Annotated in this window: 25 protein-coding genes; 17 read left to right on the forward strand and 8 right to left on the reverse strand. The window is 69.0% G+C overall.

All coding sequences use genetic code 11. The features are described from left to right. The first annotated feature begins 2 nt into the window (after positions 1 to 2). Entirely contained in the window at positions 3 to 1025 is a 1023-nt protein-coding gene (locus ACFE6Z_RS01440; protein WP_375383910.1) for an ABC transporter permease, read from the forward strand. A 7-nt stretch (positions 1026 to 1032) separates the two neighbouring features. Here the strand turns inward: ACFE6Z_RS01440 and ACFE6Z_RS01445 are convergent, their stop codons facing one another. Further along, complete coding sequence (locus ACFE6Z_RS01445; RefSeq protein ID WP_375383911.1) at positions 1033 to 2643, reverse strand: LuxR C-terminal-related transcriptional regulator; 1611 nt, start codon at positions 2641 to 2643, stop codon at positions 1033 to 1035. Positions 2644 to 2724: 81 nt separating this feature from the next. On the opposite strand from ACFE6Z_RS01445, the gene ACFE6Z_RS01450 reads away from it, so the two are divergent. Continuing rightward, positions 2725 to 3300, forward strand: coding sequence for a hypothetical protein (locus ACFE6Z_RS01450; RefSeq protein ID WP_375383912.1), 576 nt, complete (start codon positions 2725 to 2727; stop codon positions 3298 to 3300). Positions 3301 to 3385: 85 nt separating this feature from the next. Here the strand turns inward: ACFE6Z_RS01450 and ACFE6Z_RS01455 are convergent, their stop codons facing one another. Then, positions 3386 to 4315, reverse strand: coding sequence for an alpha/beta fold hydrolase (locus ACFE6Z_RS01455; protein ID WP_375383913.1), 930 nt, complete (start codon positions 4313 to 4315; stop codon positions 3386 to 3388). A gap of 109 nt (positions 4316 to 4424) precedes the next feature. Here ACFE6Z_RS01455 and ACFE6Z_RS01460 point away from each other — a divergent pair, with 109 nt between their 5' ends. The 3 genes from ACFE6Z_RS01460 to ACFE6Z_RS01470 are packed head-to-tail and all read left to right on the forward strand — an operon-like array spanning position 4425 to position 6745. Next, the gene (locus tag ACFE6Z_RS01460; RefSeq protein ID WP_375383914.1) at positions 4425 to 5387 is read left to right on the forward strand and encodes a helix-turn-helix transcriptional regulator; all 963 of its coding nucleotides are present in this window, start codon (positions 4425 to 4427) and stop codon (positions 5385 to 5387) included. Between the two features lie 36 nt (positions 5388 to 5423). Next, complete coding sequence (locus ACFE6Z_RS01465; protein ID WP_375383915.1) at positions 5424 to 5951, forward strand: DUF6328 family protein; 528 nt, start codon at positions 5424 to 5426, stop codon at positions 5949 to 5951. Then, complete coding sequence (locus tag ACFE6Z_RS01470) at positions 5948 to 6745, forward strand: carbon-nitrogen hydrolase family protein (protein ID WP_375383916.1); 798 nt, start codon at positions 5948 to 5950, stop codon at positions 6743 to 6745. The genes ACFE6Z_RS01465 and ACFE6Z_RS01470 overlap by 4 nt, the downstream gene beginning before the upstream one ends. A 3-nt stretch (positions 6746 to 6748) precedes the next feature. Here ACFE6Z_RS01470 and ACFE6Z_RS01475 read toward each other — a convergent pair whose 3' ends face one another. Beyond that, positions 6749 to 7957, reverse strand: a complete 1209-nt coding sequence (locus ACFE6Z_RS01475; RefSeq protein WP_375383917.1) for an aminotransferase class I/II-fold pyridoxal phosphate-dependent enzyme — start codon at positions 7955 to 7957, stop codon at positions 6749 to 6751. A gap of 99 nt (positions 7958 to 8056) precedes the next feature. Here ACFE6Z_RS01475 and ACFE6Z_RS01480 point away from each other — a divergent pair, with 99 nt between their 5' ends. Next, complete coding sequence (locus ACFE6Z_RS01480) at positions 8057 to 9667, forward strand: S1C family serine protease (protein WP_375383918.1); 1611 nt, start codon at positions 8057 to 8059, stop codon at positions 9665 to 9667. Between the two features lie 67 nt (positions 9668 to 9734). Here the strand turns inward: ACFE6Z_RS01480 and ACFE6Z_RS01485 are convergent, their stop codons facing one another. After that, on the reverse strand, positions 9735 to 11156 hold the full coding sequence (locus tag ACFE6Z_RS01485; protein ID WP_375383919.1) for an aminoglycoside phosphotransferase: 1422 nt from the start codon (positions 11154 to 11156) through the stop codon (positions 9735 to 9737). Positions 11157 to 11348: 192 nt separating this feature from the next. Between ACFE6Z_RS01485 and ACFE6Z_RS01490 the strand changes: the two genes are divergently transcribed. From ACFE6Z_RS01490 to ACFE6Z_RS01515, 6 genes are all read left to right on the forward strand, one after another. Continuing rightward, positions 11349 to 12197 (forward strand): nitrilase-related carbon-nitrogen hydrolase, encoded by an 849-nt coding sequence (locus ACFE6Z_RS01490; protein WP_375384629.1) that lies wholly within the window; start codon positions 11349 to 11351, stop codon positions 12195 to 12197. 22 nt (positions 12198 to 12219) lie between these two features. After that, entirely contained in the window at positions 12220 to 13656 is a 1437-nt protein-coding gene (hydA, locus tag ACFE6Z_RS01495; RefSeq protein ID WP_375383920.1) for a dihydropyrimidinase, read from the forward strand. 87 nt (positions 13657 to 13743) lie between these two features. Continuing rightward, entirely contained in the window at positions 13744 to 14769 is a 1026-nt protein-coding gene (locus tag ACFE6Z_RS01500) for a TIGR03842 family LLM class F420-dependent oxidoreductase (RefSeq protein ID WP_375383921.1), read from the forward strand. Between the two features lie 28 nt (positions 14770 to 14797). Continuing rightward, positions 14798 to 16117 (forward strand): aspartate aminotransferase family protein, encoded by a 1320-nt coding sequence (locus tag ACFE6Z_RS01505; protein WP_375383922.1) that lies wholly within the window; start codon positions 14798 to 14800, stop codon positions 16115 to 16117. A gap of 5 nt (positions 16118 to 16122) precedes the next feature. Next, positions 16123 to 16863, forward strand: a complete 741-nt coding sequence (locus ACFE6Z_RS01510; RefSeq protein ID WP_375383923.1) for a dienelactone hydrolase family protein — start codon at positions 16123 to 16125, stop codon at positions 16861 to 16863. A gap of 38 nt (positions 16864 to 16901) precedes the next feature. After that, positions 16902 to 17855: a zinc-binding alcohol dehydrogenase family protein gene (locus ACFE6Z_RS01515; RefSeq protein WP_375383924.1), complete on the forward strand. Its 954-nt coding sequence runs from the start codon at positions 16902 to 16904 to the stop codon at positions 17853 to 17855. 33 nt (positions 17856 to 17888) lie between these two features. Here ACFE6Z_RS01515 and ACFE6Z_RS01520 read toward each other — a convergent pair whose 3' ends face one another. From ACFE6Z_RS01520 to ACFE6Z_RS01530, 3 genes are all read right to left on the reverse strand, one after another. Next, complete coding sequence (locus tag ACFE6Z_RS01520; RefSeq protein ID WP_375383925.1) at positions 17889 to 18104, reverse strand: hypothetical protein; 216 nt, start codon at positions 18102 to 18104, stop codon at positions 17889 to 17891. Positions 18105 to 18150: 46 nt separating this feature from the next. Next, positions 18151 to 18456 (reverse strand): hypothetical protein, encoded by a 306-nt coding sequence (locus ACFE6Z_RS01525; protein WP_375383926.1) that lies wholly within the window; start codon positions 18454 to 18456, stop codon positions 18151 to 18153. Positions 18457 to 18582: 126 nt separating this feature from the next. Next, the gene (locus ACFE6Z_RS01530) at positions 18583 to 19551 is read right to left on the reverse strand and encodes a hypothetical protein (RefSeq protein ID WP_375383927.1); all 969 of its coding nucleotides are present in this window, start codon (positions 19549 to 19551) and stop codon (positions 18583 to 18585) included. Positions 19552 to 19674: 123 nt separating this feature from the next. Here ACFE6Z_RS01530 and ACFE6Z_RS01535 point away from each other — a divergent pair, with 123 nt between their 5' ends. The 3 genes from ACFE6Z_RS01535 to ACFE6Z_RS01545 are packed head-to-tail and all read left to right on the forward strand — an operon-like array spanning position 19675 to position 23188. Further along, the gene (locus tag ACFE6Z_RS01535; RefSeq protein WP_375383928.1) at positions 19675 to 21351 is read left to right on the forward strand and encodes an ATP-binding cassette domain-containing protein; all 1677 of its coding nucleotides are present in this window, start codon (positions 19675 to 19677) and stop codon (positions 21349 to 21351) included. Next, positions 21327 to 22895: a hypothetical protein gene (locus ACFE6Z_RS01540; RefSeq protein WP_375383929.1), complete on the forward strand. Its 1569-nt coding sequence runs from the start codon at positions 21327 to 21329 to the stop codon at positions 22893 to 22895. The genes ACFE6Z_RS01535 and ACFE6Z_RS01540 overlap by 25 nt, the downstream gene beginning before the upstream one ends. Before the next feature lie 26 nt (positions 22896 to 22921). Further along, entirely contained in the window at positions 22922 to 23188 is a 267-nt protein-coding gene (locus ACFE6Z_RS01545; RefSeq protein WP_375383930.1) for a DUF3039 domain-containing protein, read from the forward strand. A 20-nt stretch (positions 23189 to 23208) separates the two neighbouring features. On the opposite strand, the gene ACFE6Z_RS01550 is transcribed toward ACFE6Z_RS01545, so the two are convergent. After that, complete coding sequence (locus tag ACFE6Z_RS01550; RefSeq protein ID WP_375383931.1) at positions 23209 to 24546, reverse strand: nicotinate phosphoribosyltransferase; 1338 nt, start codon at positions 24544 to 24546, stop codon at positions 23209 to 23211. 71 nt (positions 24547 to 24617) lie between these two features. Here ACFE6Z_RS01550 and murI point away from each other — a divergent pair, with 71 nt between their 5' ends. After that, positions 24618 to 25445, forward strand: coding sequence for a glutamate racemase (murI, locus tag ACFE6Z_RS01555; RefSeq protein ID WP_375383932.1), 828 nt, complete (start codon positions 24618 to 24620; stop codon positions 25443 to 25445). Positions 25446 to 25495: 50 nt separating this feature from the next. Further along, positions 25496 to 26266 carry a ribonuclease PH gene (gene rph / locus ACFE6Z_RS01560; RefSeq protein ID WP_375383933.1) on the forward strand — a complete coding sequence of 257 codons (771 nt, stop codon included), beginning with the start codon at positions 25496 to 25498 and terminating at the stop codon, positions 26264 to 26266. The last annotated feature ends 3 nt before the right edge of the window (positions 26267 to 26269 follow it).

Here is a 26269-nt window from a genome sequence, read left to right on the forward strand (position 1 = left end):
CCGTGACCGACGTCGTGAACGAGGCTTCGCCGAGGAGGCAGCTCGCTCGAGACGACCGGCCGAGCGTCGGGCATCGCCTCGGCGGCATCCTGGAGAGATACGGCCTGCTCCTGCTGCTCGTCGTCATGGTGGCGATCTTCGCCCTCGCGCCCGAGTCGGGTGAAGCGTTTCGCAGCGCGCCGAATATCCGCGCCATCCTCGCCAATCAAGCTGTCGGGTTCGTGGTCGCCATAGCCCTCCTCTTCCCCTTCACCGCCGGGTTCTTCGACTTCTCGGTAGGCGCCACGACGGCTGCCAGCTCCGTCGTCGCGGCGACGGCGCTCTCGAAGTTCGGTCTGCCGTTGATCGGCGCGGTCGCACTCGCGATCGGTTTCGGGCTGCTTGTCGGCGCCGCCGTCGGATACTTGGTCGCCTTCCTGCAGATGAATGCGTTCATCGCCACGCTGGGCATGGCGACCCTGTTGGGCGGCGTGATCTTCGCCTACACCGAAGGCCTGCAGATCACATCGGGCATCCCGACGGAACTCACCGACATCGGTTCGAAAGACTGGTTCGGCGTGCCACAGATCGTCGTGGTCGCCGCGATCGTCGCTGTCGTGGCCTGGTTCGTCCTCACCCAGACCGTGACGGGTCGGCGGTTGATCGCTGCGGGATCGAACCCTCGGGCGACGACGCTGCTCGGACTCTCGCTGCGACGCATCCAGTTCGGTGCGTTCCTGACGTCCGGGCTGTTCGGTGGGATCGCCGGCGTTCTGCTGCTCGCCCGTCAGGGCGCGGCGACTTCGGACGGCGGCATGAGCATGTTGTTTCCCGCGCTCACCGCGGTGCTGCTGAGCACCATCGTCATCCACATCGGACGCGCGTCCGTGCCGGGAACCATCATCGGGATCCTGTTCATCGCCGTCAGCGTCAGTGGGCTCACTCTGATCGGCGCGCCGGCATGGGTCGGACCGGTGTTCAACGGTGCCGCGCTGCTGCTCGCGGTCGGCTTCGCCCGGCTCACGCGGCGTCCTCGGGCGGGTTGACCGGCGTTCATGACCCGCGGTCTCGCGCCGCCGCCCACCACATCGAGGCGAGTTGCGCCCGGCCGCGCGCATTCCACAGTCGCAAGGCGTCGCCCACGTGGCGCTCGACGACCTTCACCGAGATGCCCAGCGACTGCGCGATCCGCACGTTTCCCCATCCTTGCGCGACGAGTTCGACGACATGGGCACGACGCGGGCTGAGCGGCGGAAGTGGACTCTGTTCTCCGGGTGGCAGGGTCGGTGCCACGACGGCGATCAGCGCCGTGCAGGTGGGAACGCCGAAGGCGGCCAGCACTCTCGAGATATGCACCCGCACGGTGGCCGGTGACAGGTACAGCAGCGCCGCAATGTCGCCGGAGTCCTGACCCCGCGCGGTCAGCTGCGCGACTTCGATCTCGCGGGGTGACAGTGAATCCCACCCGCTGCCGCGCGGCGGCGGCAGACGACGCCGCGCATGAGACAGCGCCTCGGTTGCAGAGCGCCGCACAGCGCGGTGGCCGACCGCATCCGCCTGCGACACTGCGGCCCTCAGGGAGCGTGCGGCCTCTGCAACCTGATCCGTGGCGATGCGGGCCCGCGCGAGGACGACTTCGCTCTCGGCGGCTTCGACGACACGACCCTGCGCACGAGCAGCATGCGCCGCGCTCTCAGCGAGCCGTGCCGCGAGGTGGGCGTCGCCGGCCAGCAGCGCGACACGAGCGCGGGTGCGCTCCACGACCGCAGCGGCGATCGTGCTCGTGTCCATCAGCTCGAGCTGCGCGAGCCAGGCAAGCGCTGCCTCCGCATCGTCGTCGGCGATCGCGGCTGCGGTGAGCAGCTCGATTGCGAGCGCTCGATCGATGATCGTCAAGCGACTGAGGCCCGGGTCGCCCGCGGAAAGGATGAGGGTCGCCGCCTGTTCGATGTCACCGAGTGCCACCGCCCCGAAGGCGGCCAAGAGTCGCACACCGCGCCCGACATAGTCCTCTGTCGACAAAGGGCTGTCGATCAGGCGTGAGATCTCGGCACGCGCGCGGTCGGCGTCATCGGCGTTGCCGGTGACGAGGCTCGCGACGGCGGTGGCGAGGTCTTCGAGTCCGTGGAGTCGCCCGAGTTCCTCGAGCTCGGGCAGCTGGGCTGCGGCATCGTCGATGCGGCCGGAGAATGCGGCGGTGCGCACACGACAGCTCAGCATGATCACCGAGAAGGGAGAGTCCAGCCAGGGCTGATGCCACCGTCCACCCGCAGAGGTGAAGGCCGACGCGAGGTCCAACCGCCCCGAGGCCAGCGCCGATTCGGCCAGCAGATACTGCGCGAACGATCGCTGGCGATCGGTGCCGCCCGTCGCGCCAGCGGGTGCGTCTGCCCACGGCGCCGGCCATGTCGGATCCTCCATCCCGGCGAACGCCAGTCCGCCGGCGCCCGACGCAAGCGCGCGGTCGAGGTCGACGACGGCGACATCGCGCGCGCGATGGGCGGCCTGCCGAACGGCGTGGAAGTCGCCCGCCCAGAAGGCGCTGATCGCCGAGGCTGTCCACCCTGCGGTGTCGGCCGGGGTGGGTTCGGGCAACGCGGGCCCCGAGCTCGCGCCGGGTCGCGCGACGCGATCCAGCGTCGCCTCGAGCGTGCGCCACCCCATGCCGCGAGCGTAGGCGACCCTCGCCGTGATTACGCGCAATCCCCCTATCCAGATCGCTCAGGTCCTCGACAGAGTGGACCCATGCGCCGACTCATCGTCATTGCCGTCCTCAGCGGGGGCCTGTTCCTCAGCGGTTGCGCCGCCGCGGGCGAGGCGCCCGGGGCTGACGACTCGGCACCATCCGCCGAAGCTGCGCCTCCCGCTGCCACGGACGAGGTGGCCGACGCCGCTGAGGCGACCGCGCCCGAAGACGTCTGCACCCTCGTCACGGCCGAAGAGATCGGAGCGGCGCTCGGGGCGCCGGTCACGATCAAGACAGGCCCGAGCGGGGACTGCGAGTTCTCGCAGGAAGACCCCCGCGCCACCAGTGGCATGGTCGGAGTGATCGCGGGGGCCGGCGGCGGATACGACGCCTACGTGGAGGGGATCAAGGGGTCGATCCTCCAACCACAGATCGTGGAGCCACCCGCCATCGGGTCGCGAGCGCTGATCGGAGTGGGCGGTAGCCCGTACTCCGAGACCACTCTGCAGGCGGCGGGAGTGGCGGAGGCGGGGGGCCTCCTCGCCACCGTCAATCTCCTCGGCCCGGGCGACCCAGCCGTGCTGCTCGCACAGGCCGAGGCCCTGCTCGCTCTGATCACCGACGCGGCGTCCTGAAGCCCGGCATGCGTACCGCGGCCCCCCGGCCGGCGATCGAGTAACCGCCGCAGGCGACATATCGAGCGTTGGTTCGGGGGAGTGATCACCGTGCCAGCCAGCTCAGGATCGCGTGGTTGAGCTCCGCCGGCTTCTCTTGCTGGATCCAGTGCCCGCAGTCGAGAGTGACCACCTCGACGTTCGGTACGAAGTCTGCAAGCGTCTCGGATTTCTGGACCGTGTCGCGGTCGCCGTAGATCATGAGCGCCGGCTGGTGGATGATCGGGTCCACGTCGGCGAGGAGGTGCCAATTGCGGTCGAGGTTCCTGTACCAGTTCACACCGCCCGTGAATCCCGAGGTTTCGAAGGCGGAGACGAGAACGGCGAGTTCGTCGTCGTTCATGACGGGCTCACCGAGGGGAGTCTCCGCCCGGGCGAGATCGATGAACGCCATCCCCGGGTGAGCCTGCCTGAGCGGTTCGTTCTTCCGGTAGAGATTGCGAAGGAACCGGGAGGTGTTCTCGTCGAACACGGCGTCCGCGACGCCGGGCTGTCGATTGAAGTGGACGAAGTAGAAGTCACCGCCGAGCACGGCTTCCATGAGCTCGATCCACGGCACCTCTCCGCGCTCCTGGTAGGGCAGGCTCAGGTTGATCACCTTGTTCACGCGGTCCGGGTGCAGCAGGGTCAGTCCCCAGACGACGTTTGCGCCCCAGTCGTGACCGACGAAGGTGGCGTCGTCGTATCCGTAGTGATCGAGAAGCGCAACGAGGTCGCCTGACAGGTGCTCGATGTCGTAGGCCGTCACCTCAGTCGGCCGGGAGGAGTTGCCGTAGCCACGTTGGTTCGGGACGATGACGTGGTATCCCGCTGCGACGAGGGCAGGCACCTGATGGCGCCAGACGGAGGCATGCCCCGGCCATCCGTGGCACAGCACGATCGGGTTCCCGGCGTTGTGTCGTCCTGCCTCGAAGACTTCGAGTTCGATGCCGTTGACGGCGATGCGGGTGGGGTCGGGGAAATCGGACGGATTCACGGATGCTCCTCTGAGGTTGGTGCCGGATCACATGCGGATCGGCTGCGTGCTCAGAACGTACGAAGCATTCCGGACACCCTACGTCCGAGATCCTCGGCAAGCTGACGTCATGCGAATCGATCCCACGGGCAGAGCCCTGCAGCTGTTGTCGCTTCTGCAGACCCACCGCTTCTGGCCCTGTGCCGAACTCGCAACTCGGCTCGGGGTGACCGAACGAACGGTGCGCCGCGACCTTGAACGCCTACGGGAGCTGGGGTACCCGGTCGATTCGACGTCGGGGAAATACGGCGGCTACCGGCTCGCGACGGGGACGCATCTGCCGCCGCTGGTCCTCGACGACGAGGAGGCCGTCGCGGTGTCGATCGGCTTGCGTTACGCGGCTGAGGCCGCGATCAGTGGCATGGAAGAGACGTCGTTGCGCGCGCTGACGAAAATCGAAGCCCTCCTGCCCCATCGGCTGCGCCGACGCGTGTCGGCGCTGCGCTCGAGCGTCAGCTCTGTCCCACGCGAAGTCGACGGTGACTTCATCCATCCTGAAGCGCTGAGCATGTTCGCAGCGGCCTGCCGCGACCAGGAGCATATGCGGTTCGACTACCGGCGAAGAGATGGCGAGATCAGCAGGAGACTCGTCGAGCCTCAGAAGCTCGTCACGGTCGAACGCCGCTGGTATCTGGTGGCGTGGGAGGGGCATCGCGGCGACTGGCGAACGTTCCGACTCGACAGGATCCAGGCTCCGCAGAAAGTCGGCAGTCATTTCCCGCCACGAGGGATTCCGGGCGGAGACGCGGCCGACTTCGTCGCGAGTTCCATCGGTCTCACTCGCCGCCATCACGATGCGAAACTCGTGATCCACGCAACCTCGGCAGAGCTCGAGGAAGTCCTCCGTTGGGCAGACCACACCCTGATAGAGGTGAACGCCGACCATTGCGTCGTGCAGGTCCGCAGCGAAGACATCGGACGGCTCGCCATGAGAGTTGCCGAGATTGCGCTCACTGCCCCGGTGACTGTCATCGAGCCCGTCGAGCTCGATGACACGATGAGGCGGCTCGCCGCTCACCTCACGGCTCGGTAGCTTGCCGCGGGCCATGGCGCGGGCGAGGATTAGAGCATGTCCACGCCCCGCCCAGATCCCCCGCGCGAAGAGCGCGTGGACGATCTGGCCGACGGACGCGACGAGACGGCGGTCGAACGCGCCGACCGTAACTGGAACGAGGTCCTGCAAGAGCTGCGGGTGCTGCAGACCGGCACCCAGATCCTCACCGGATTCCTCCTGGCCCTGGCCTTCCAGCCGTCGTTCGCCGATCTGAGTGACAGACAGCGCGGGTTCTATCTCACGCTCGTCGTGCTCGCGGCCGTCGCGGCGATCTTCGCGCTCGCCCCGATCGCCCTGCACCGACTCGTCTTCCGCCACCACGCGAAGGCGCGTGTCGTCATGTACGGCCATGTCTCGCTCGTGGCTTCGCTGATCACGGTGGCTCTGCTGCTGGTCGGCGTGGTCGCGTTCGTCTTCGACGTCGTCGTGGGCGCGCCCGCCGCCGTGATCGCCTTCGCGATGCTCGCGGCACTCATCGCCGTACTGTGGGTGGTTGCACCGATCGTCATCCGAATCCGCAATGCCACGAAGGGCGACCGATGACCGCACTGGCGATCGCCCAGTTCGCGCCCACCGCCGATCCCGCGGCGAACCTCGAGCACATCGGGCAACTCGTGGCCCGGGCATCCGACAGGGGCGCCCGCGTCGTGGTGTTCCCGGAGTACTCGAGCTACTTCGTCGACCCGTTCGACGAGTCGCTCCGCGAGCACGCCGAAGCGCTCGACGGCCGCTTCGTCGACGGTCTCGCACGCCTCGCCGGCGAGCACGGCGTGGTGGTCGTGGCGGGGCTCATCGAGCGCGCGGACGACGCACGGCGGGTGCGCAACGCGGTCGTCGCCGTCGACGGCGATCGAGTGCTCGCCGCCTATCGCAAGCTGCACCTGTACGACGCGTTCGGCCAGCGCGAGTCGGACTGGATCGAGCCGGGCACCATCGATGCCCCCGAGACGTTCGAGGTCGACGGAGTGCGGTTCGGGCTGATGACCTGCTATGACCTGCGATTCCCCGAAGTCGCCAGAAGGATCGCGGATGCTGCGGCCGACGCCATCCTCGTTCCGGCCGAATGGGTGCGCGGCCCCCTCAAAGAGCATCACTGGCGCACGCTGATCCACGCACGGGCGATCGAGAACACGCTGTTCGTGGCGGCATCCGACCATCCGCCGCCGCTCGGCGTGGGAAATTCCATGATCGTCGACCCGCAGGGTGTTGAGATCGCCGCGATCGGCACGGGCACAGACGTCGCGGTGGCCCACCTCGACCCCGAGGCGGTCAGGCGCGTGCGGCGCGTGAACCCCGCGCTGCAGCTGCGCCGCTTTGCGGTGACCCCGCGCGAATGACCCTCAGCGCATCGCGGCCAGGCGCGAGGCCGCCTCTTCGAGCACCTCGACGCGCTTGCATGCGGCGAACCTGACGAGGTCGGCGTATTCGCCACGGTGCGCGGTGCTCACGAAAGCAGTGAGCGGGATGGCGACCACTCCGGCTCTGGCGGGCAGCGCGCGGCAGAACTCGCCCGCATCGATATGGCCACCGTCGTCCGGTTCGGGGATTCGCGCGACCGTGAAGTACGAGCCCCTCGGCACGGAGACCTCGAAGCCGGCCTCCCGCAGGCCCTCCCCGAGCAGATCCCGCTTCGCGCGCAGCGTCGAGGCGATGCCCTCGAAATACTCGTCGGGCAACCGCAGGCCGGTCGCGATCGCGGGCTGGAACGGTGCGCCGTTCACGTAGGTGAGGAACTGCTTGACCGCGAGCACCGCGTCCACGAGGGGCGCGGGCCCGCTGATCCAGCCGATCTTCCAGCCCGTCGTCGAGAAGGTCTTGCCGCCGGACGAGATCGTGAGTGTGCGATCCCACGCACCCGGCAGCGTCGCGAGGGGAACGTGTGGTTCGTCGAAGATGAGGTGCTCGTAGACCTCATCCGTCACGATGACTGCGTCGTGCTGCTCCGCCAGGCGGACGATCTCGTCCCTCACCTCGGCGCTTAAGACCGCCCCCGTGGGATTGTGGGGATCATTGACCAGGATGATCCGGGTGCGGTCGGTGACTGCACTGCGCAGCTGATCCAGGTCGGGCTGGAACTGCGGCCAGCGGAGCGCAACAGTGACGAGGCGCGCCCCCGCGAGCGCCACGCAGGCCGCGTACGAGTCGTAGTAGGGCTCGAAGACGACGACCTCGTCATCCGGGCCGTCGATCAGCGCGAGCAGGGCCGCGGCGAGGGCCTCGGTCGCTCCTGCGGTCACGACGATGTCGCGGGCCGGATCCAGGTGAAGTCCGTAGAACCGGAGCTGGTGCTCCGAGATCGCGGAGAGCAGATCGGGGATGCCGCGGCCCGGCGGGTACTGATTGACCCCGTTCGAGATCGCATCGCGCGCGGCGGAGAGCACAGCATCCGGTCCGTCCTCATCGGAGAAGCCCTGTCCGAGGTTGATCGCGCCCGTCTCGGCCGCAAGGGCGCTCATCTCGGCGAAGATGGTGGGGCGGACCGAACCGTCGGGAGCCATCAGACCGGCGCCCGCTGAGGTGCGGCGCCAGGCGCCGGGGAGTTCTCGCATCGGCCTCAGGCTACTCGCATACCCCAGTCCCACCAGCGGCATAGGAAACGCACAGACATCGTTGGCAACCTGATGAGTGCCTGCCAGAAGGAGCACCCCATGAGCGAACACCAGGGCGACCGCCCGGATCAGTCCATCCCCGCATCCACCAACGAATCCGCCGCGGTCGAGTCGACGCCGGCCGCGCCCGCTGTCGACGCCGCGCCGGTCGCCCCTGTCGCGAACCAGGCGCCGACCGCTCCCGTGGTGCCGGCCGCCATCCAGCCCGCAGCCCCGCAGCCGCCAGCACCTCAGCCGCCGCAGCAGTCCTACCCGGCCTACCCCGGAACGCCGCAGCCGTACCAGGGCGCGTCGCACGCATACCCGGCGGGTCAGCAGGGATACGCAGGTCAGCCCGCGCAGCCCACCGCCGGCTACGCCTACGGCCAGGCCTTCGGCGTCCACCCGGGCCAGCCGACCGCGACCCAGCCGGTCGGCACCGCCCAGACCGCCACCCCGGCGAAGAAGTCGGGCGCCGGGAAGGTCGTCGGCCTGATCGTGGCCGCAGCCCTCGTGGGCGGAGCCGCCGGCCTCGGCGGCGCGTACGCCGGAGTCAACCTGTGGAGCAGCACCACAGCGGCAGCCCCGGCTGGCCCCACCACGGTCACCGTCAACAACACCGATTCGGTCACCGCGACCACCGCGATCGCCGCGAAGGTGGTGCCCGGCGTCGTCACGATCGAGGCTACGAGCGGCAGCTCAGGCGGCACCGGTTCGGGCGTCGTGCTCACTGCCGACGGCTACGTCGTCACCAACACCCACGTCGTGACCCTCGACGGGGCCTCCAGCGACGCGACGATCAGGGCCACCACCTCGGACGGCCGCGTCTATGACGCCACCGTCGTGGGCACCGACCCGACCTATGACCTCGCCGTCATCAAGCTCACCGACGCGTCGGGCCTCACCCCGATCGAGTTCGCCGATTCGTCGAAGCTCAACGTCGGCGATCAGGCCGTCGCCATCGGTGCGCCCCTGGGGCTGTCCAACAGCGTCACGACCGGGATCGTCAGCGCGCTCAACCGCTCGATCGAAATCGCGTCGTCCGCGGCGCCCAGCACGGGCGACTCGGATGGAAACACCGGTGGCCAGGATCAGAACGGGCAAAACGGGCCGTTCTTCTTCGACAACGGCCAGGGTTCGACGGGTCAGGCGCCCACCACGACCATCAAGATCGCCGTCATCCAGACCGATGCGGCCATCAACCCGGGCAACTCGGGTGGCGCACTCGTCAACGGCGACGGCGAGCTGGTCGGCGTCAACGTCGCGATCGCGACGGCGGGCGGCACCTCGGGCGGCGGCCAGTCCGGCTCGATCGGAGTCGGATTCTCCATCCCGTCGGACATCGTCAAGCGCGTTTCGGATGAGATCATCGCCACGGGCAGCGCAACGCACGGACTGCTGGGCGCGGGTGTCAAGGACGCAGCATCCGTCGCGGATGCCACGACCACCGGTGCCTATATCTCCGAGGTGACCGAGGGCGGCGCGGCCGCCTCGGGAGGGCTGCGAGTCGGCGACGTCGTCACCGCGTTCAACGGGGTTCCCGTCACCGGTGCGACCGATCTCACCGCGCAGGTTCGCGCGGCTGCGGCCGGAAGCAAGGCGACGGTCACCTACGTCCGGGGCGGCAAGAGCAGCACCGCCGATGTGACGCTCGGAACCCTGGCACCGTAGCTGGCGACGCACCCGTACACCGGGCCAAGAACGCCACCCCGCGATTCGCGGGGTGGCGTTCTGCGTCTCAGCTCGCGAGATCGTCCACGGATGCCGGCGACCGCCCGGCGGCGTCTGTGACACCGGCGCCGCGCAGCAGACGTTCCACGGCCTGCAGAGGTATCGGGATCCACGTGGGGCGATTGCGCGCCTCGTAGGTCGCCTCGTACACCGCCTTGTCGAGCTCCAGCGCATCCAGCAGCGCCATCGAATCGGCAAGGGAGAGTCCGGATGCCTCGGCATAGCCCTCGAGGAAGGCGCTGCGCGCGTTCAGCGCCCACGCACGCGCAGCGACCGGCGACCTGTCCGGCTGGTCGAGCCGGATGGAGCCGGCGACGTAGTCGAAGGATCGCAGCATCCCCGCGACATCGCGCAGCGCGAGGTCGGGCCGCACGCGCTCGGCCATCGGGCGCAGCGGCTCGCCCTCGAAGTCCAGGAGCACCCAGCCGTGGCCGGGCACGAGGATCACCTGACCGAGGTGGTAGTCGCCGTGCACCCGCTGCAGGGCGGGCCACGACGCGTGCCGCGCTCGCTCGTAGGCCGCGCTGATGTCGTCTCGGTGTTCGGCCAGCGCCGGCACCTCGGCGATCGCCGTCGACAGGCGCCGGCGCCAGCCCTCCGCGATGACCTCGCGATCGCCGGGCAGGGGAGTGACGGTGGGAAAGAGTCGCGCGAGGTCCACATGCACCTTCGCGGTGGCGATTCCCATGTCGCGCGCGCGTTCGGTGAAGTCCTCGCCGACATCGGCCGCGCGCAGCGCCACGCGCCAGGCGTCTTCCACGCCGGAGAAGAACTCCTGAGCGAACGCGAGCGAGCCGCGGACCGAACCGGCAGCGGATGCCGGGTCGGGCCACTCTCCGTCGACCGAGCCGATCGCGCGCGGGACGAACGGCGAACCTGCCGCAGCCAGCGCGGTCTGCAGCTCGATCTCGGGGTTCAGCCCGGCATGGATCTGACGGAAGATCTTGCAGATGATCGCCGTGCCGTCGCCGTGGGGAACGTAGATCAGCGAGGTGTTGGACTGCTCGCCGCTCAGCACGCGTGCGGTGTAGCCCGTGTCGGCCGGCGGGGCGGACGGGGCGGGGCGGCCGACGGCGATCGTGCGGAATCCTCTGCCCTGGCCGCCGACGGTCACGAGCGTGCGCAGTGCGTCGGTGTAGGCGCGGTCGGTCACGCCGTCGATCAGGGTCGTGCCCGGCTCGGGGCTGCCGATCACGCCGACCGCGTCGTCGTCCACCGATGCGGTGGCACGCGCGACGATCGGCACCTGGTAGAGCACGGGTGGCAGCGAGACCTCGTCGGCCACCAGCAGGGTGCGCACGCGCACCCCGGGGTCATCGCCCGGCAGATCCCATGATGCGACGAATCTCAGATTCGGTGTGCGGCCCTTGGCGGCGTACCAGCGTTGGCGTGGCATCCATGCAGCCAGGCACGCCAGCGTGCTGTCCATGGTTCGAGGCTATTGCGCAGGCGCGTCCCTGTCGAGGCGTCGCGGCAACCCGCCCGATCGTGGTGCCGGGCCGGTGCTCGGTGTACGTTCAGGACACCGCCCCGACCCGTCGCGCATGATCGCAAGCGAGCGGAAACGGCGGCGAAACGTGCACAGCGAACAATGACAGTGAGCGACAGCAACGGAGGCGACATGGCGATCGTGCGAGCGGCCATCACCCAGACGACGTGGACCGGTGACAAGGAGTCGATGCTCGACAAGCACGAGGGCTTCGTGCGCCAGGCAAAAGCCGACGGCGCGCAGGTGATCTGCTTCCAGGAGCTGTTCTACGGTCCGTACTTCGGCATCACCGAAGACAAGAAGTACTACCGTTACGCCGAGCCTGCCGACGGCCCGATCGTCCAGCGCTTCGCGGCGCTGGCCGCCGAGCTGAGCATGGTGATGATCCTCCCGATCTACGAGGAGGACATCACCGGCGTCTACTACAACACCGCGGTCGTCGTCGATGCCGACGGCACGATCCTCGGCAAATATCGCAAGCACCACCTCCCGCACCTCGACCGGTTCTGGGAGAAGTTCTACTTCCGGCCGGGCAACCTGGGCTACCCGGTGTTCGACACCGCGGTCGGCAAGATCGGGGTGTACATCTGCTACGACCGGCACTTCCCGGAGGGATGGCGCGAACTGGGCCTGAACGGCGCGCACGCCGTCTTCAACCCCAATGCGACGAAGCCGGGCCTGTCCAATCGCCTCTGGGAGGTGGAAGGCCCTGCTGCCGCCGTCGCGAACGGCTACTTCGTGCTCCAGCCGAACCGGGTGGGCCGCGAGGACAACGAGTACGGCGAGCTCGCCGTCGACTTCTACGGAACGAGTCAGGTGATCGACCCCCGCGGCAACTTCGTCGGCGAGCGTGGCTCGGGGACGGAGGAAGAGGTCCTCATCCGCGACCTCGACATGGACATGGTGCAGCAGATGCGCGACGACTGGCAGTTCTACCGCGATCGCCGCCCCGATTCGTATACCGCGATCACCCGGCCCTAACGCACAGGAAGAGCATCCGCACATGAGCAAGACGCTGATCAAGAACGGTCTGGTCGTCAACGCGACCGGCACGGGAGCGGCAGACGTGCTGATCGACGGCGGCACCATCGCCGCGGTCCTCGCACCCGGCTCGACGCTCCTCGGGTTCGACATCGAGGCGAACGTCGATCGGGTCATCGATGCGGCGGGGAAGTACGTGATCCCGGGCGGCGTGGACGCGCACACCCATATGGAGATGCCGTTCGGCGGCACCTTCGCCTCCGACACGTTCGAGACCGGCACCCGCGCAGCCGCCTGGGGCGGGACGACGAGCATCGTAGACTTCGTCGTGCAGTACCCCGAACAGAACATCCTCGACCAGTACCACCTGTGGCACGAGAAGGCGGCGGGCAACTGCGCGATCGACTACGGCTTCCACCAGATCCTCTCCGACGTGCAGGAATCCAGCCTCACGGCGATGGACGAGTTGATCGACGAGGGTGTCACGAGCTTCAAGCTCTTCATGGCCTACAAGGGCGTCTTCCTGAGCGACGACGGCCAGATCCTCCGCGCGTTCCAGAAGGGCGCGTCCAACGGCGCGCTGATGATGATGCACGCCGAAAACGGCGCCATGATCGACGTGCTGGTCAGACAGTCGCTGGAGGCGGGGAACACCAGCCCGTACTTCCACGGCACCAGCCGGCCCTGGCAGGCCGAAGAGGAGGCCACGCACCGCGCGATCATGATCGCCGACCTCACGGGTGCGCCGCTTTACGTCGTGCACGTCAGCGCCAAGCAGGCGGTAGACCAGATCGCCGCCGCGCGGGATCGAGGACTCAACGTGTTCGGCGAGACGTGCCCGCAATACCTGTACCTGTCACTGGAGGATCAGCTCGGCGCCTGGAGCGAGCAGTGGGGCGACTTCGAGGGCGCCAAGTGGGTGTGCTCGACCCCCCTGCGATCCAAGTACGAGGGCCACCAGGATCACATGTGGCAGTCGCTGCGCACGAACGACATCCAGATGGTCTCGACCGACCACTGCCCGTTCTGCATGAAGGATCAGAAAGACATGGGGATCGGCGATTTCTCGAAGATCCCGAACGGTATCGGCAGTGTCGAGAACCGGATGGATCTGATGTACCAGGGCGTCGTGTCGGGTCAGATCTCGCTGTCGCGCTGGGTCGAGATCACCTCCACGACCCCCGCGCGCATGTTCGGGATGTACGGCAAGAAGGGCGTGATCCAGCCGGGCGCAGACGCGGATGTCGTCGTCTACGACCCGAACGGACACACCTCGATCGGCCTCGGCAAAGCCCACCACATGAACATGGACTACTCGGCATGGGAGGGGTTCGAGATCGACGGGCACGTCGACACCGTGCTCAGCCGTGGCCGGGTGATCGTCGACGAGACCGGCTACGTCGGCGGCAAGGGCGATGGCGCATACATCAAGCGCGGTCTGTCGCAGTACCTCGTATGACCTCCGCCGTTCACTGAGCTTGTCGAAGTGTCGCGACCCTTCGACGAGCTCAGGGACCGACTACCGATTCGAGAATGGATAAACCTGATGGATTTCGGCGTCGTCCTGCAGACCAACCCGCCCGCCGCACGTACCATCCAGCTCGCGAAGCTGGCCGAGGCGCACGGGTTCTCGCACGTGTGGACGTTCGACTCGCACCTCCTCTGGCAGGAGCCGTACGTCATCCACTCGGCGATCCTCGCCGAGACCAAGCGCGTCACGGTGGGGCCGTTCGTGACGAACCCCGCGACGCGCGACTGGACGGTCACCGCATCCGTCTTCGCCACTCTCAACGAGCTGTACGGCAACCGCACGATCTGCGGCATCGGCCGCGGCGATTCGGCGGTGCGGGTCACCAACGGCAAGCCCGTGACGATGCGTGAGCTGCGCGAGTCGATCCACGTGATCCGCGAGCTCGCCAACTCGCGCTCGGTCCAGTACAACGGTGCGACGCTGCAGTTTCCCTGGAGCCGCGGCTCGCAGCTCGAGGTGTGGGTGGCCGCCTACGGTCCGCTCGCTCTGAAACTGACCGGCGAGGTGGGCGACGGCTTCATCCTCCAGCTGGCCGACCTCGATGTGGCCGCCTGGATGATCAAGACGGTTCGGGATGCTGCCGAGGGCGCCGGGCGCGATCCCGACGCGATCGCATTCTGCGTGGCCGCGCCGATGTACATCGGCGATGACTGGGCACACATGCGCGACCAGTGCCGCTGGTTCGGGGGGATGGTCGGCAACCATGTGGCTGACATCGTCGCCAAGTACGGCCATCACGCCGACGAGGGCGGAGTACCCCGTCAGCTCACCGAGTACATCGAGGGTCGCGTGGGCTACGACTACAACACCCATGGCAGGGCCGGGAACGACCACGTCGACTTCGTGCCGGACGAGATCATCGATCGCTTCTGCATCCTGGGGACGGCCGAGCAGCACATCGCCAAGCTCGAACAGCTGCGCGCGATCGGCGTGACGCAGTTCGCCGGCTACCTCCAGCACGACAACAAGGAGGAGACCCTCCGGGTCTACGGCGAAACGGTGATCCCGGCACTGTCCGATCACCTGACGGCCAAGTCGTGAGGCTGATCGTGAGTGAGAGGATCGCTGCATGAGCGACACGTCACACCCCGAACTCGACGTCCGCGCCCGTGAGCTCGACCGTGCGCACATCTTCCACTCGTGGTCGGCCCAGGCGCTCCTTGACCCTCCGGTGCTCGCGGGCGGCCTCGGCAGCACCGTCTGGGATCACGCGGGCAATCGCTGGCTCGACTTCTCGAGCCAGCTGGTCAACGTGAACATCGGGCACCAGCATCCGGCCGTCGTGAAGGCGATCCACGAACAGGCGGATCTGCTCACGACCGTCGCCCCGTCCACTGCCGCCCTGGTCCGCGGCGAAGCCGCCCGCCGCATCACGGCGCACGCGCCATCGGGCTTCTCGAAGGTGTTCTTCACCAACGGCGGTGCCGATGCGAACGAGAACGCGATCCGCATGGCACGGCTGCACACCGGCCGCGACAAGGTGCTGTCGACCTACCGCTCGTACCACGGCAACACGGGCGCGGCGATCGTCGCGACGGGCGACTGGCGCCGCATCCCGAACGAGTACGCCTCCGGGCACGCGCACTTCTTCGGCCCATACCCCTACCGCTCGGAGTTCTGGTCCCACTCGCCCGAGCAGGAGTCGGAGCGGGCCCTCCGCCACCTCGAGCGGGTCATCCAGTCCGAGGGTCCTGCGGGGATCGCCGCGATCCTCCTGGAGACCGTGCCCGGCACCGCGGGGATCCTCATCCCGCCGCCCGGCTATCTGGCCGGTGTCCGGGCCCTCGCCGACCGCTACGGCATCGTGCTGATCCTCGACGAGGTGATGGCCGGGTTCGGCCGCACCGGCCGCTGGTTCGCGTTCGACGGCTACGACGTCGTTCCCGACCTCATCACTTTCGCGAAGGGCGTCAACTCGGGCTACGTGCCGGTGGGGGGCGTGATCATCTCCGACGACATCGCGGCCGACTTCGACGAGACGGTCTTTCCCGGCGGGCTCACCTACAGCGGTCACCCGCTGGCCATGGCCTCGATCGTCGGCTCGATCGATGCGATGGAAGCGGAGGGCATCGTGGAGAACGCGCACCGCATCGGCGCCGAGGCGATCGGCCCGGGTCTGCGCGAGCTGGAGTCGAGGCATCCGCTCATCGGCGAGGTCCGCGGCGAAGGGGTCTTCTGGGCGATCGAGCTCGTGTCGGATCGCGCCACGCGCGCACCGCTGTCAGCCGGAGTGATGGGTCAGATCAAGAAAGACCTCTTCACGCGCGGACTGCTGCCGTTCGTGCAGGACAACCGCATCCACGTCGTACCCCCGTGCGTCGTGACCGACGACGAGGTCGCGCAGGCGCTGTCGATCTACGACGAGGTGCTCCGAGTCGTGTCACGATGAATCCCATGCAGGCACTGGAGAGCTGGACGCACACAGAGCTGACATTCGACGGCGAGACGCGCGAGGTGTGGCGGAAGGGGAGCGGCCCGGGGGTCATCGTCATCCATGAGATCCCCGGCATCGACGACGCGCTGGTGCGGTTCGCCGAAGAGGTGGTCGAACGGGGCCACACAGTGCTGCTGCCGAGGCTGTTCGGAACCCCCGGAGCCGGATTCACCTTCGGCAACGTGGTCGGTGACATAGCTCAGTTCTGCGTGAGGCGCGAGTTCACTCTGTTCGCTCGCGGCAAGACCAGCCCGATCGCCGGCTGGCTGCGAGCCCTCGCCCGCCAACTCCACGATGAGACCGGAGGCGACGGTGTGGGTGTCGTCGGAATGTGCTTCACCGGAGGCTTCGCACTGGCGATGATGGCCGATGCACCGGTGATCGCCCCCGTGCTCGCCGAGCCGTCACTGCCCTTCCCCCTCGGAGCCAAGCGTGGCGCCGACCTCGGACTGAGCCCGGCCGATCTCGAAGCGGTCACCCACAAGGCGGCGGCGGGATGCGAAGTGCTGGGCCTGCGCTACCGCACGGATGCTGCCACCGGCACGCGCTTCGACACGCTGGCTCGCCTCTTGGGCGAGCGCTTCATCGCCGTCGAGTTCGAGGGCAAGGGCCATTCGGTGCTCACCGCCCACCGCCAGCAGGAGGGCGTGGACCGCGTGCTGGACTTCCTGGACGAGAAGCTGGCCCCTCAGACGGCGTGAGCGGTGAATCCGGTGGGCTGACGTGACAGGCTGAATAGATGCGCGCTGTTCAGGTTCTCGAGTTCGGTGGCCCCGAAGTCCTCCACGTCGCCGATGTCGACGAACCAGTGGTCGGCGATCGGCAGATTCTCATCCACGTCGATCGAGCCGGAGTGAACTACGCCGACACGCATCAGGCGGAGAACACCTACCTCTCGCCGAGCACGGTGCCGATGATCCCCGGGGGCGAGGTGGTCGGGCGGACGGACGACGGGCGCCGGGTCGTCGCGCTCGTCGACGGAGGCGGCTACGCCGAGCGCGGCGCCGCATTCGAGGCGCAGTCCTTCGACGTTCCCGATGGCGTCGATGACGTGAGCGCTCTGGCGCTCGTCGTGCAGGGTGCGACGGCCTGGCTGCTCCTGCACCGGACCGCGCGCCTGCAGCCCGGCGAGTCGGTCGTCATTCACGCCGCCGCAGGCGGGGTGGGCTCGCTCGCCGTGCAGCTGGCGAGAAGCCTTGGAGCAGGCAACGTCATCGCCACGGCCAGCACGCCGGACAAGCGCGATCTGGCCCTCTCGCTCGGGGCGGATGTCGCGATCGACCCCGCATCCGACGATCTGGTCGGAGCTCTCCGCACCGCGAACGGCGGGCGTCGCGTCGACGTCGTGCTCGACATGACCGGTGGCGCGGTCACCGACCAGAGCGTCGCCGCGCTCGCGCCATTCGGCAGACTCGCCTTCTACGGGATGGCGTCACGCCAGGCGCCGACACCGATCGCGCCGGCGAGCCTCCTGGCCCACTCGACGTCGGTGGGCGGGATGTGGCTTCCCCATGCCTTCACCGTTGCCGGCCTGATGCCCCGCGTGATGACAGAACTGTTCGGCCTCGTCCGCGACGGCTCGCTCAGCGTGATCGCCGGAGGCGAGTACCCGCTGTCGGAGGCGCGACGTGCCCACGAAGATCTGCGCTCGCGCGTGACGACGGGCAAGCTCGTTCTCGATCCCTCGCGCTGACCCCCCGCTCGTTGGGCGGCATCAGCGCAGGCTCTACGAATCGCGGTCAGTCCGCCAGACCCGGTCGGTGAGCGCTTGAACATCCCGATCGAGATGGTCGAATCGGGCCTCGAGCCGCCCCACCTCGGAGCGGATAACCCGTGCAAGGCTGGTGCTCACGAGCGTCAATCCGCCGATCATCACCGTGAGCATCGCGAACATCACCGCGGCAAACACGCCGATGAGCGTCCAGACCTGAGGTTCCGTCATGTGCACCCTCCGATTGTCGCCTCGAATCGAGAGAATGTCACGACGCTCACATCACGAACCGCCAGACATACTCGACTCCGGTCTCGGGCCGGAACCACGCGAGCGTGACCATGACGTCGTCGCGGTCGAGATCGCAGAGGCACAGCTCGGCCGTCTCGCCGGGCAGCATCTGACCCCACAGCTGGGTCTGGACCGTGACGCGCTCGCCGTCGACGAACACGCGCACGAAGTCCACCGCCGCATCGCTCGCGTTCGTGACGAGGGGGTGCGTTTCGTACCCGCGATCGATGCGCCACGGCACTCGGTAGGCGGGCGGTGGGCGGAACTCGTCGGGGTCGATGACTCGCAGCATGCCGGTGACGGTAGGCGCGGCATCCGACCTCCTGAGGACCGTGGATGCTGCTGTCCGGCCGCGCTGTGGATGAGCGGCGTGAGGGCGGTGCGGGGGAGGAACGGCGTGCCGTTCGGACGCCCCCGATCAGCCGGGGCTGTCGCCTGAGTCGACGCCGGACGCACCGGGCTCGAGTGACTCCTTCGCGGGGCCTTTGCGCCGCGGCGTGATCGCCCGGCCGACCGAGCGGCCGGCGCCGCCGACCGCCGAGACTCCTCGTGTGACGCCGCCCACGAGTGCACCGCCCGCGCGCCGCAGCCCGTACGTCGTCGCGCGCTCGAGGGGCAGTGCCCCCGGCCGTGGCTCGAGGTCGGCGGGCACGGTGAGGGGCGGGACTCCGAACGCGCGACGCGAATTGACCAGCACCCTCCGGCCGAGGATGTGGTTGCCGGTCCCACCGATCACCGCGCCGATGCCGAACGGCAGCGCCTTCCCGACGATGGACGCGGTGCCCTTCGCAGCGAACTGATGCACGAACGCGGTCTTCAGGCGATCCACCAGGGGTCCGACGGCCACGCGGGGGAGGGTCTTGGTGATCAGCTCGCCCCAGTACTTCTCGCGCGGCGCGCCTTTGCCCGTCACCTGGCCGGCGAGCTGGGCGACCAGGTCGATGCCCTCCTTGCCGAGCATGAGGGTCAGCACGAGCGCGCGGGCGCGGTCGGGATTCTCGATCGGGATCCCGTGCACCTCGGTCACCGACTGGGCGAACAACGCGGTCGCCTCCAGGAACCCGACGGTCTCGACACCGCTGAGCGCCAGGGTGACACCGGTGCCGATGCCGGGGACGACGGCGGTCGCGCCCACCGCGGCGCCGCCCGTCGTGACGGCCGCGAGGTAGCGCCGCTCCAGCATCCGCACGATCTCCGCGGCAGACGCGTTCGGATGCCTGAGCCGGATGCTCCGCAGGTGCGCGACGACCACCGGCCGCTGGATCGCCATCACGCGATCGAGCGCACGGATGATGCCCGGATGCTCGTCCGAACCGGCAGGCGGGATGCCGCCCACCCACGGCGAATCGTCGGGCAGCGTATGAATGCGGTGAACCTTCTCGGCCATCACCGCGATCCTAGGCGCGAGTTCCGAGAGTCGGTTGGGCTTGACGCCGCGCGGCGGGAATGCTCATTCGTCACGAACGTCACGCGCTTCAGCGGTATCCGGATCGCTTGGTAAGTTGGTCCGGTGACAGCCTCTCTGCCTCTGCCGCAGGACGCGTATCCGGACGAACCGGACAGCGTGGTGGAGAGCGCGCGCTCCGACAGCGGGCGCATCACGGAGCTGCCGCCCAAGCCGCGCATCTCCGCGACTGAGGCCGCGAGCGTCGAAGTCGCTCCGTCGCCGGATGCCGAGCCCGCGGTCACGCCGCCCCCGAAACCGCGCGCGCCGCGCGCACCCCGCACACCGCGTGCGCCCCGCGCTCCGCGGGCGACGACGGCATCGACCACCACCGCGCCGAAGACGCCCGCCAAGCCGAGGCGTCCTCGCGCAACCACGCCGAAGGTCGTCGACCCGGGCCCGCCGCCGCCACTGCCGGCAGACCTCGCCGCTGCCGGCATCGTCGTGCCGCCGAAGCCTCCGCTGCCCGAGGTCGTTCCCGACGGCGCGCCTGCGTTCGATCCTGTCGCGGAGGCGCTCGCCGAGACGAGCGAGCCTCCGGTCATCGAGGCGACCCCTGAGCCTGAGCTCGCGTCCGACGAGGCGCAGGTCGCGGCGCCGTCCGAACCGGACGCCGTCGTGGAGTCGGCCGCCGAGCCGGCCGTCGAGCTCGAGCGGGCCGTCGAGCCAGAGCCCGCCGCAGAGCCGGACGCCGAGCCCGAAGCCGTCGCCGAGGCGCTCGTAGTGGCTGAGCCGGAGCCTGTTGCCGAGCCGGAGCCGGAGCCGGAGCCGGTGAGCCGAGCCGTTCCCGAGGTCGCCGAGCCCGAGCATCCCGTCGCCCCTGAAGAAATCACCCCCGAAGAAGTCGCCGTTGAGGCGGTCGGCGCCGACGAATCCGTCATCGAAGAGTGGCTGACGTCGCCTCACGCCGACGTCGAGGCCGCCGCCGCTCTCGCGGTGGTGTTCGACGCCGAGTACACCGCCGAGCCGTCGGGCGACGAGGTCGCTCCCGCACTCGCGGTGCGAGGGGTGACCAAGTTCTTCGGCGAGACGCGCGCGGTCGACGGCATCGACCTGACCGTCCCGGCGGGCATCTTCTACGGCCTGGTCGGGCCCAATGGCGCGGGCAAGACGACGACGCTGTCGATGATCGCGGGGCTTTTGCGGCCGACCCGCGGCACGATCTCGGTGAACGGCGTCGATGCGGCCGGCAAGTCGGCGGCGGCCAAGCGCATGATGGGCGTGCTTCCCGACCGCCTGCGCACGTTCGACCGGCTCACCGGGCGCCAGCTCCTGTACTACTACGGTGTCCTGCGCGGGCTGTCGCCCGCCGTCGTCGAGAGCCGCACCGCCGACCTGGCGCGGGCATTCGATCTGACGGATGCTCTGGGCAGGGTCGTCTCGGACTATTCGGCCGGCATGACCAAAAAGGTCATGCTCGCCGGCGCGATGATCCACTCGCCGCGCCTTCTCGTGCTGGACGAGCCGTTCGAGGCCGTCGATCCGGTCTCGAGCGCGATCATCCTGGACATCCTCGGCACGTACGTCGCGCACGGTGGAACGGTGATCCTGTCCAGTCACGGCATGGAGCTGGTCGAACGGGTGTGCTCGCGGGTCGCTGTCATCGTGGCGGGCCAGGTGCTCGCGGAAGGCACGGTCGACGAGGTGCGCGGCGAACTCACCCTCGAGCAGCGCTTCATCGAACTCGCCGGCGGCCTGAGCGACGTGGAAGGCCTGGAGTGGCTGCATACGTTCTCCGACTGAGGGCGGCGCTCCTGATCGGTGCGCTGCGAGGAGACCGGGCGCACATCATCCGGATGAGCATCGGCATCGTGCTGCTGGTCGCCGCCACGATCGTCACGTGCTGGGGCGTGCTGTCGCTGCGTACCGCCCCGATCGAGGTCGTGCTCGCCGTCACGGTGCTCGGTGGGTCGGCGGTCACGCTCGGCTTCGCGCTGGCGCCACTGATCGCGGGGGCCACCGATCCGCTCGACCCGCGGAGGTTCGCAGTGTTCGGTCTGCCGTTCGGCCGGCTCGCGACGATCCTGGCCGTCGCCGGCCTGCTGAGCGTGCCGGTCATGGTGCTCACGGCGCTCGGCGTGTGCCTCGTGCTGGTCTGGAGTGCGCACGGCGTCGCCTGGCCGATCGGGGCGATCGGGGCCATCCTCGCGATCGTCACATGCGCGCTGCTGGCGCGCGTGTGCATGGCGCTCACCTCGCTCTTCCTCCGCGATCGGCGCTCGCGCGAGCTCAGCGGCGTGTTCGCGCTGGCCATCCTCGTGGTCGTGGTGCCCGTGGGGGTGTTCTTCGCCTCGCTCGAGTGGCGCGGCACGGTCCCCACCCAGCTGGGCGAGGCGGTTTCGGCGCTCGCGCTCACCCCGCTCGGCGCCGCGATCGCCTTCCCGGGGCGCGTCGGCCAGGATGCCTCATCCGCCTGGGCGAGCCTCGCGGTCTCGCTCACCACGATCGTCGTACTCGGTGCGGCGTGGGGGTGGCTCGTCCGGCGGGTCCTCATCACGACGGAGCGCCCTGTGTCGGTGCGCGAGCGTGGCGGACTGGGCTGGTTCGCGGTGGCCCCCGGTACTCCCGGCGGCGGCGTCGCCGCTCGCAGCCTCATCTACTGGCTGCGCGACCGCCGCTACATCGTGAACGTCATCGTGGTGCCGATCGCGGCGGCGCTGACCATGGTGCCCCTCATCGTCGTCGGCGTGCCGGTGCAGGTCGTCGCCCTCGTTCCCGTGCCGATCGCCGCGCTGTTCTTCGGCTGGCTGCCGCACAACGACCTGGCTTACGACTCGACCGCCCTGTGGATGCACGTCGCCAGCGGGGTCAAGGGCGTCTCAGACCGCGTCGGGCGGCTGGTGCCCATCCTGCTGATCGCGGTTCCCGTGCTGGCGGTCGCGATCCCGCTCGCAGTGCTCGCCCACGGAAGGTGGGCGGTGCTGCCCGCGATGGTGGGCGTCTGCGCCGCGCTGTTCCTGTCCGGCCTCGGACTGTCGAGCATCTCGTCGGTGGTCTCGCCCTACGCCGTCGCGCGACCGGGTGACAGCCCGTTCCAGCAGCCGCAGCGCGCCGGTTCGGCGAGCGCGGTCGCGCAGGGGCTCGTGCTTCTCGGCGCGATCGTGCTCAGCGCCCCGGCGCTGTGGTGGGCGTGGCGGGCTCTCACCGTCGACATCGACGAAGCGTTCACCGCGCTGTGGGTCGGTGTCGGCAGCGGGCTGGGCGTGCTCGTGGTCGGGATCGTCATCGGATCGGTGGCCTTCCGTCACCTCGGTGCGCGCCTGATGGAATTCGCCGAGTCCACCTAGGCCTGCCGCGGCTAAACTGACTGACCATGAGCACCCCCCTCGATCGCCCCGACCAGGGCGGCACCGCGACCCTCGACCGCGAGCTCGAAGAGCTCCTGCGCGAAGAGAACGTCGAACCGGGTGATCATGAGCGGTTCTCGCACTACGTCAAGAAGGACAAGATCCTCGAGTCGGCCATCACCGGCAAGCCGGTGCGCGCGCTCTGCGGCAAGAGGTGGACGCCCGGCCGCGATCCCGAGAAGTTCCCGGTGTGCCCGACCTGCAAAGAGATCTACGAATCGATGGTCGGCTGAGCCGTCGGGTGTGACCGATCTCAGTCGACGTCGACGAACACGGTCGGGATCGCCGGGTCGGACCGGCTGAGCGCGAGCCCCTGCACGGGCAGCTCTTCGCGCACTCGCACATGGTGGGCGCGCGCGGCGGCCACCCCCGCAGGCCCCTCGAAGGTGCTGTCGATGTCTCCGCCGTCCACGAGGGTCGCACGCAGTTCGCGTGCATCGGGATGCTCCGCCGCCGTGTCGATCTGCTCGAAGCCGTCCGACACCCTGATCAGCTCGCTGGTCGCGGTTCCGGCATCCAGGGTGCGGAACGCCGCTTTGCGGCCGCCCTTCGACGCCTTGTCCAGCGACGCCTTGGCCACCCCGACCCATGATCCCGCGGCATCCTGACGTGCCACGAGCTTGTAGACCATCCCGGCCGTCGGGGTGCCCGACCCGGTGACCACCGAGGTGCCCACGCCGTACGCGTCGACGGGGGCCGCGGCGAGCGCCGCGATCGCGAATTCGTCGAGATCGCTCGTCACGGTGATCCGTGTCGAGGTCGCGCCCAGTTGATCGAGCTGGGCGCGCACCGCGGCCGCGACGAGCGGCAGGTCACCCGAATCGATGCGCACACCGCCCAGCTCCCGGCCGGCGACGCGCACAGCGGTCTCGACGCCCTGCGTGATGTCGTACGTATCGATCAGCAGCGTGGTGCCGACGCCGAGCGCGGCGATCTGCGCGCGGAACGCGTCTTCCTCGGTGTCGTGCAGCAGCGTCCACGAGTGGGCGGCGGTGCCCATGGTGGGGATGCCCCAGCTGCGCCCCGCTTCGAGGTTCGAGGTCGCGCCGAAGCCGGCGATGTATGCCGCGCGCGCCGCGGCGACCGCCGAGCGCTCGCCGGCCCGACGCGATCCCATCTCGGCCAGGGGCCGATCACCGGCGGCGATGCTCATGCGCGCGGCGGCCGTCGCGACGGCAGAGTCGTGGTTCAGCACGCTCAGTGCGAGGGTCTCCAGGATCACCGCCTCGGCGAAGGTCCCCTCCACGGTGAGGATGGGTGAGCCGGGGAAGTACAGCTCGCCCTCGCGGTAGCCGGCGATCGACCCCGTGAAGCGGTAGCCGGCGAGGTAGTCGATGGTCGCAGCATCCACGATCCGGTTGTCGCGCAGGAAGCGCAGTTCGTCATCGCCGAAGCGGAAGTCGCGGATGAGGCTCAGCAGGCGCCCCGTACCGGCCACGACGCCGAAGCGCCGGCCGGCCGACAGGCGCCGGGCGAACAGCTCGAAGACGCAGCGACGTGCGGCGGTGCCGTCGCGCAGCGCCGCGTCGAGCATCGTCAGCTCGTACTGGTCGGTGTGGAAGGCGGTGCTCTGCGGGCTCTGCGCGCTCATGCAGCGAGCCTACTGAGCGACGCACCCGACCGCGCCGGTCGGCGATGTCGTCGCGGGTAGGCTGGGTGATCGTGGACGATGCGCCGATCGGGATCTTCGACTCCGGCGTGGGCGGCCTGACCGTCGCCCGGGCGATCTCGGCACAGCTTCCGCGTGAGTCGCTGCTCTACATCGGCGACACGGCGCGCTCGCCGTACGGCCCGAAGCCGATCGCCGACGTCCGGCGCTATTCGCTCGAGATCCTCGACTCGCTCGTCGATCAGGGCGTCAAGATGCTCGTGATCGCGTGCAACACCGCGTCGGCGGCCATGCTCCGTGATGCGCGCGAGCGCTACGACGTACCGGTGGTCGAGGTGATCGGCCCCGCCGTGCGCACCGCGATGTCGACGACCCGCAACGGTCGCATAGGTGTGATCGGCACGGCCGGCACGATCGGATCCGGCGCCTACCAGGACATGCTCGAGGTCAACGCCCGCCTGACGGTGTTCGCGCGAGCGTGCCCGCGCTTCGTCGAATTCGTCGAGGCCGGGGTGACCGATTCGCCCGAGGTCCTGGCCGTCGCCGAGGAATACCTCGCGCCGCTCCGGCACTCCGGCGTCGACACCCTCGTGCTCGGCTGCACGCACTACCCGTTCCTCGAGGGCGCGATCAGCTACGTGATGGGGCCCGACGTCTCGCTCGTCTCCAGCGACACCGAGACTGCCAAAGACGTCTACCGACAGCTGGTCAGCCGCGATCTACTCGCCGGTGCGGATGCTGTCGCCACCCATGTCTACGAGGCGACCGGCGACTCCGCCGACGAGTTCCTGCGCCTCGCGCACCGCCTCATGGGGCGCGAGGTGAGCGCTGTGCAGCTCGTGCAGACCGGCGCCATCGAACTGCCGCGCCCGCGCGGCTGACGCACTGCTCCTGCTTCCCCCACCCGCGACCTCCTGAACGAGAGACATTCATGCCCGAGAACACCGCCCCCCTCACCCGCGCGGACGGCCGCACCGTCGACCAGCTCCGCCCCATCACGATCGAGCGCGGGTGGAGCGCACAGGCCGAGGGATCGGCGCTCATCAGCTTCGGCGGCACGAAGGTGCTGTGCACGGCGTCGTTCACCAACGGCGTTCCGCGCTGGCTGACCGGCAAGGGCAAGGGTTGGGTGACCGCCGAATACGCGATGCTGCCGCGAGCCACCAACAGCCGCAACGACCGCGAGAGCGTGAAGGGCAGGATCGGCGGACGCACGCACGAGATCTCGCGGCTCATCGGCCGGGCGCTCCGCGCCGTGGTCGACACGAAGGCGCTCGGCGAGAACACGATCGTGATCGACTGCGACGTGCTGCAGGCCGACGGCGGCACGCGCACCGCGGCGATCACCGGCGCCTACGTCGCGCTGGCGGACGCGATCGAGTGGGGCCGCACGAAGAAGTTCATCGCGCAGAAGGCGACGACGCTCATCGACTCGGTGTCGGCGGTGTCGGTCGGCATCATCGACGGGGCGCCCATGCTCGATCTCGCCTACGTCGAGGATGTCCGCGCCGAGACCGACATGAACATCGTGGTCACCGGACGCGGCCTGTTCGTCGAGGTACAGGGCACCGCCGAGGGCGCGCCGTTCGACAAGCGCGAGCTCGACGCACTGCTCGAGCTGGGCGTCGCCGGCTGCGCCGACCTGCGCGAGATCCAGGCTGCGGCGCTAGGCAAGATCGCGGCGCTCGGCGCAGGGGAGTAGCGG

This window comes from uncultured Microbacterium sp. (assembly GCF_964244775.1).
Lineage (GTDB): Bacteria > Actinomycetota > Actinomycetes > Actinomycetales > Microbacteriaceae > Microbacterium.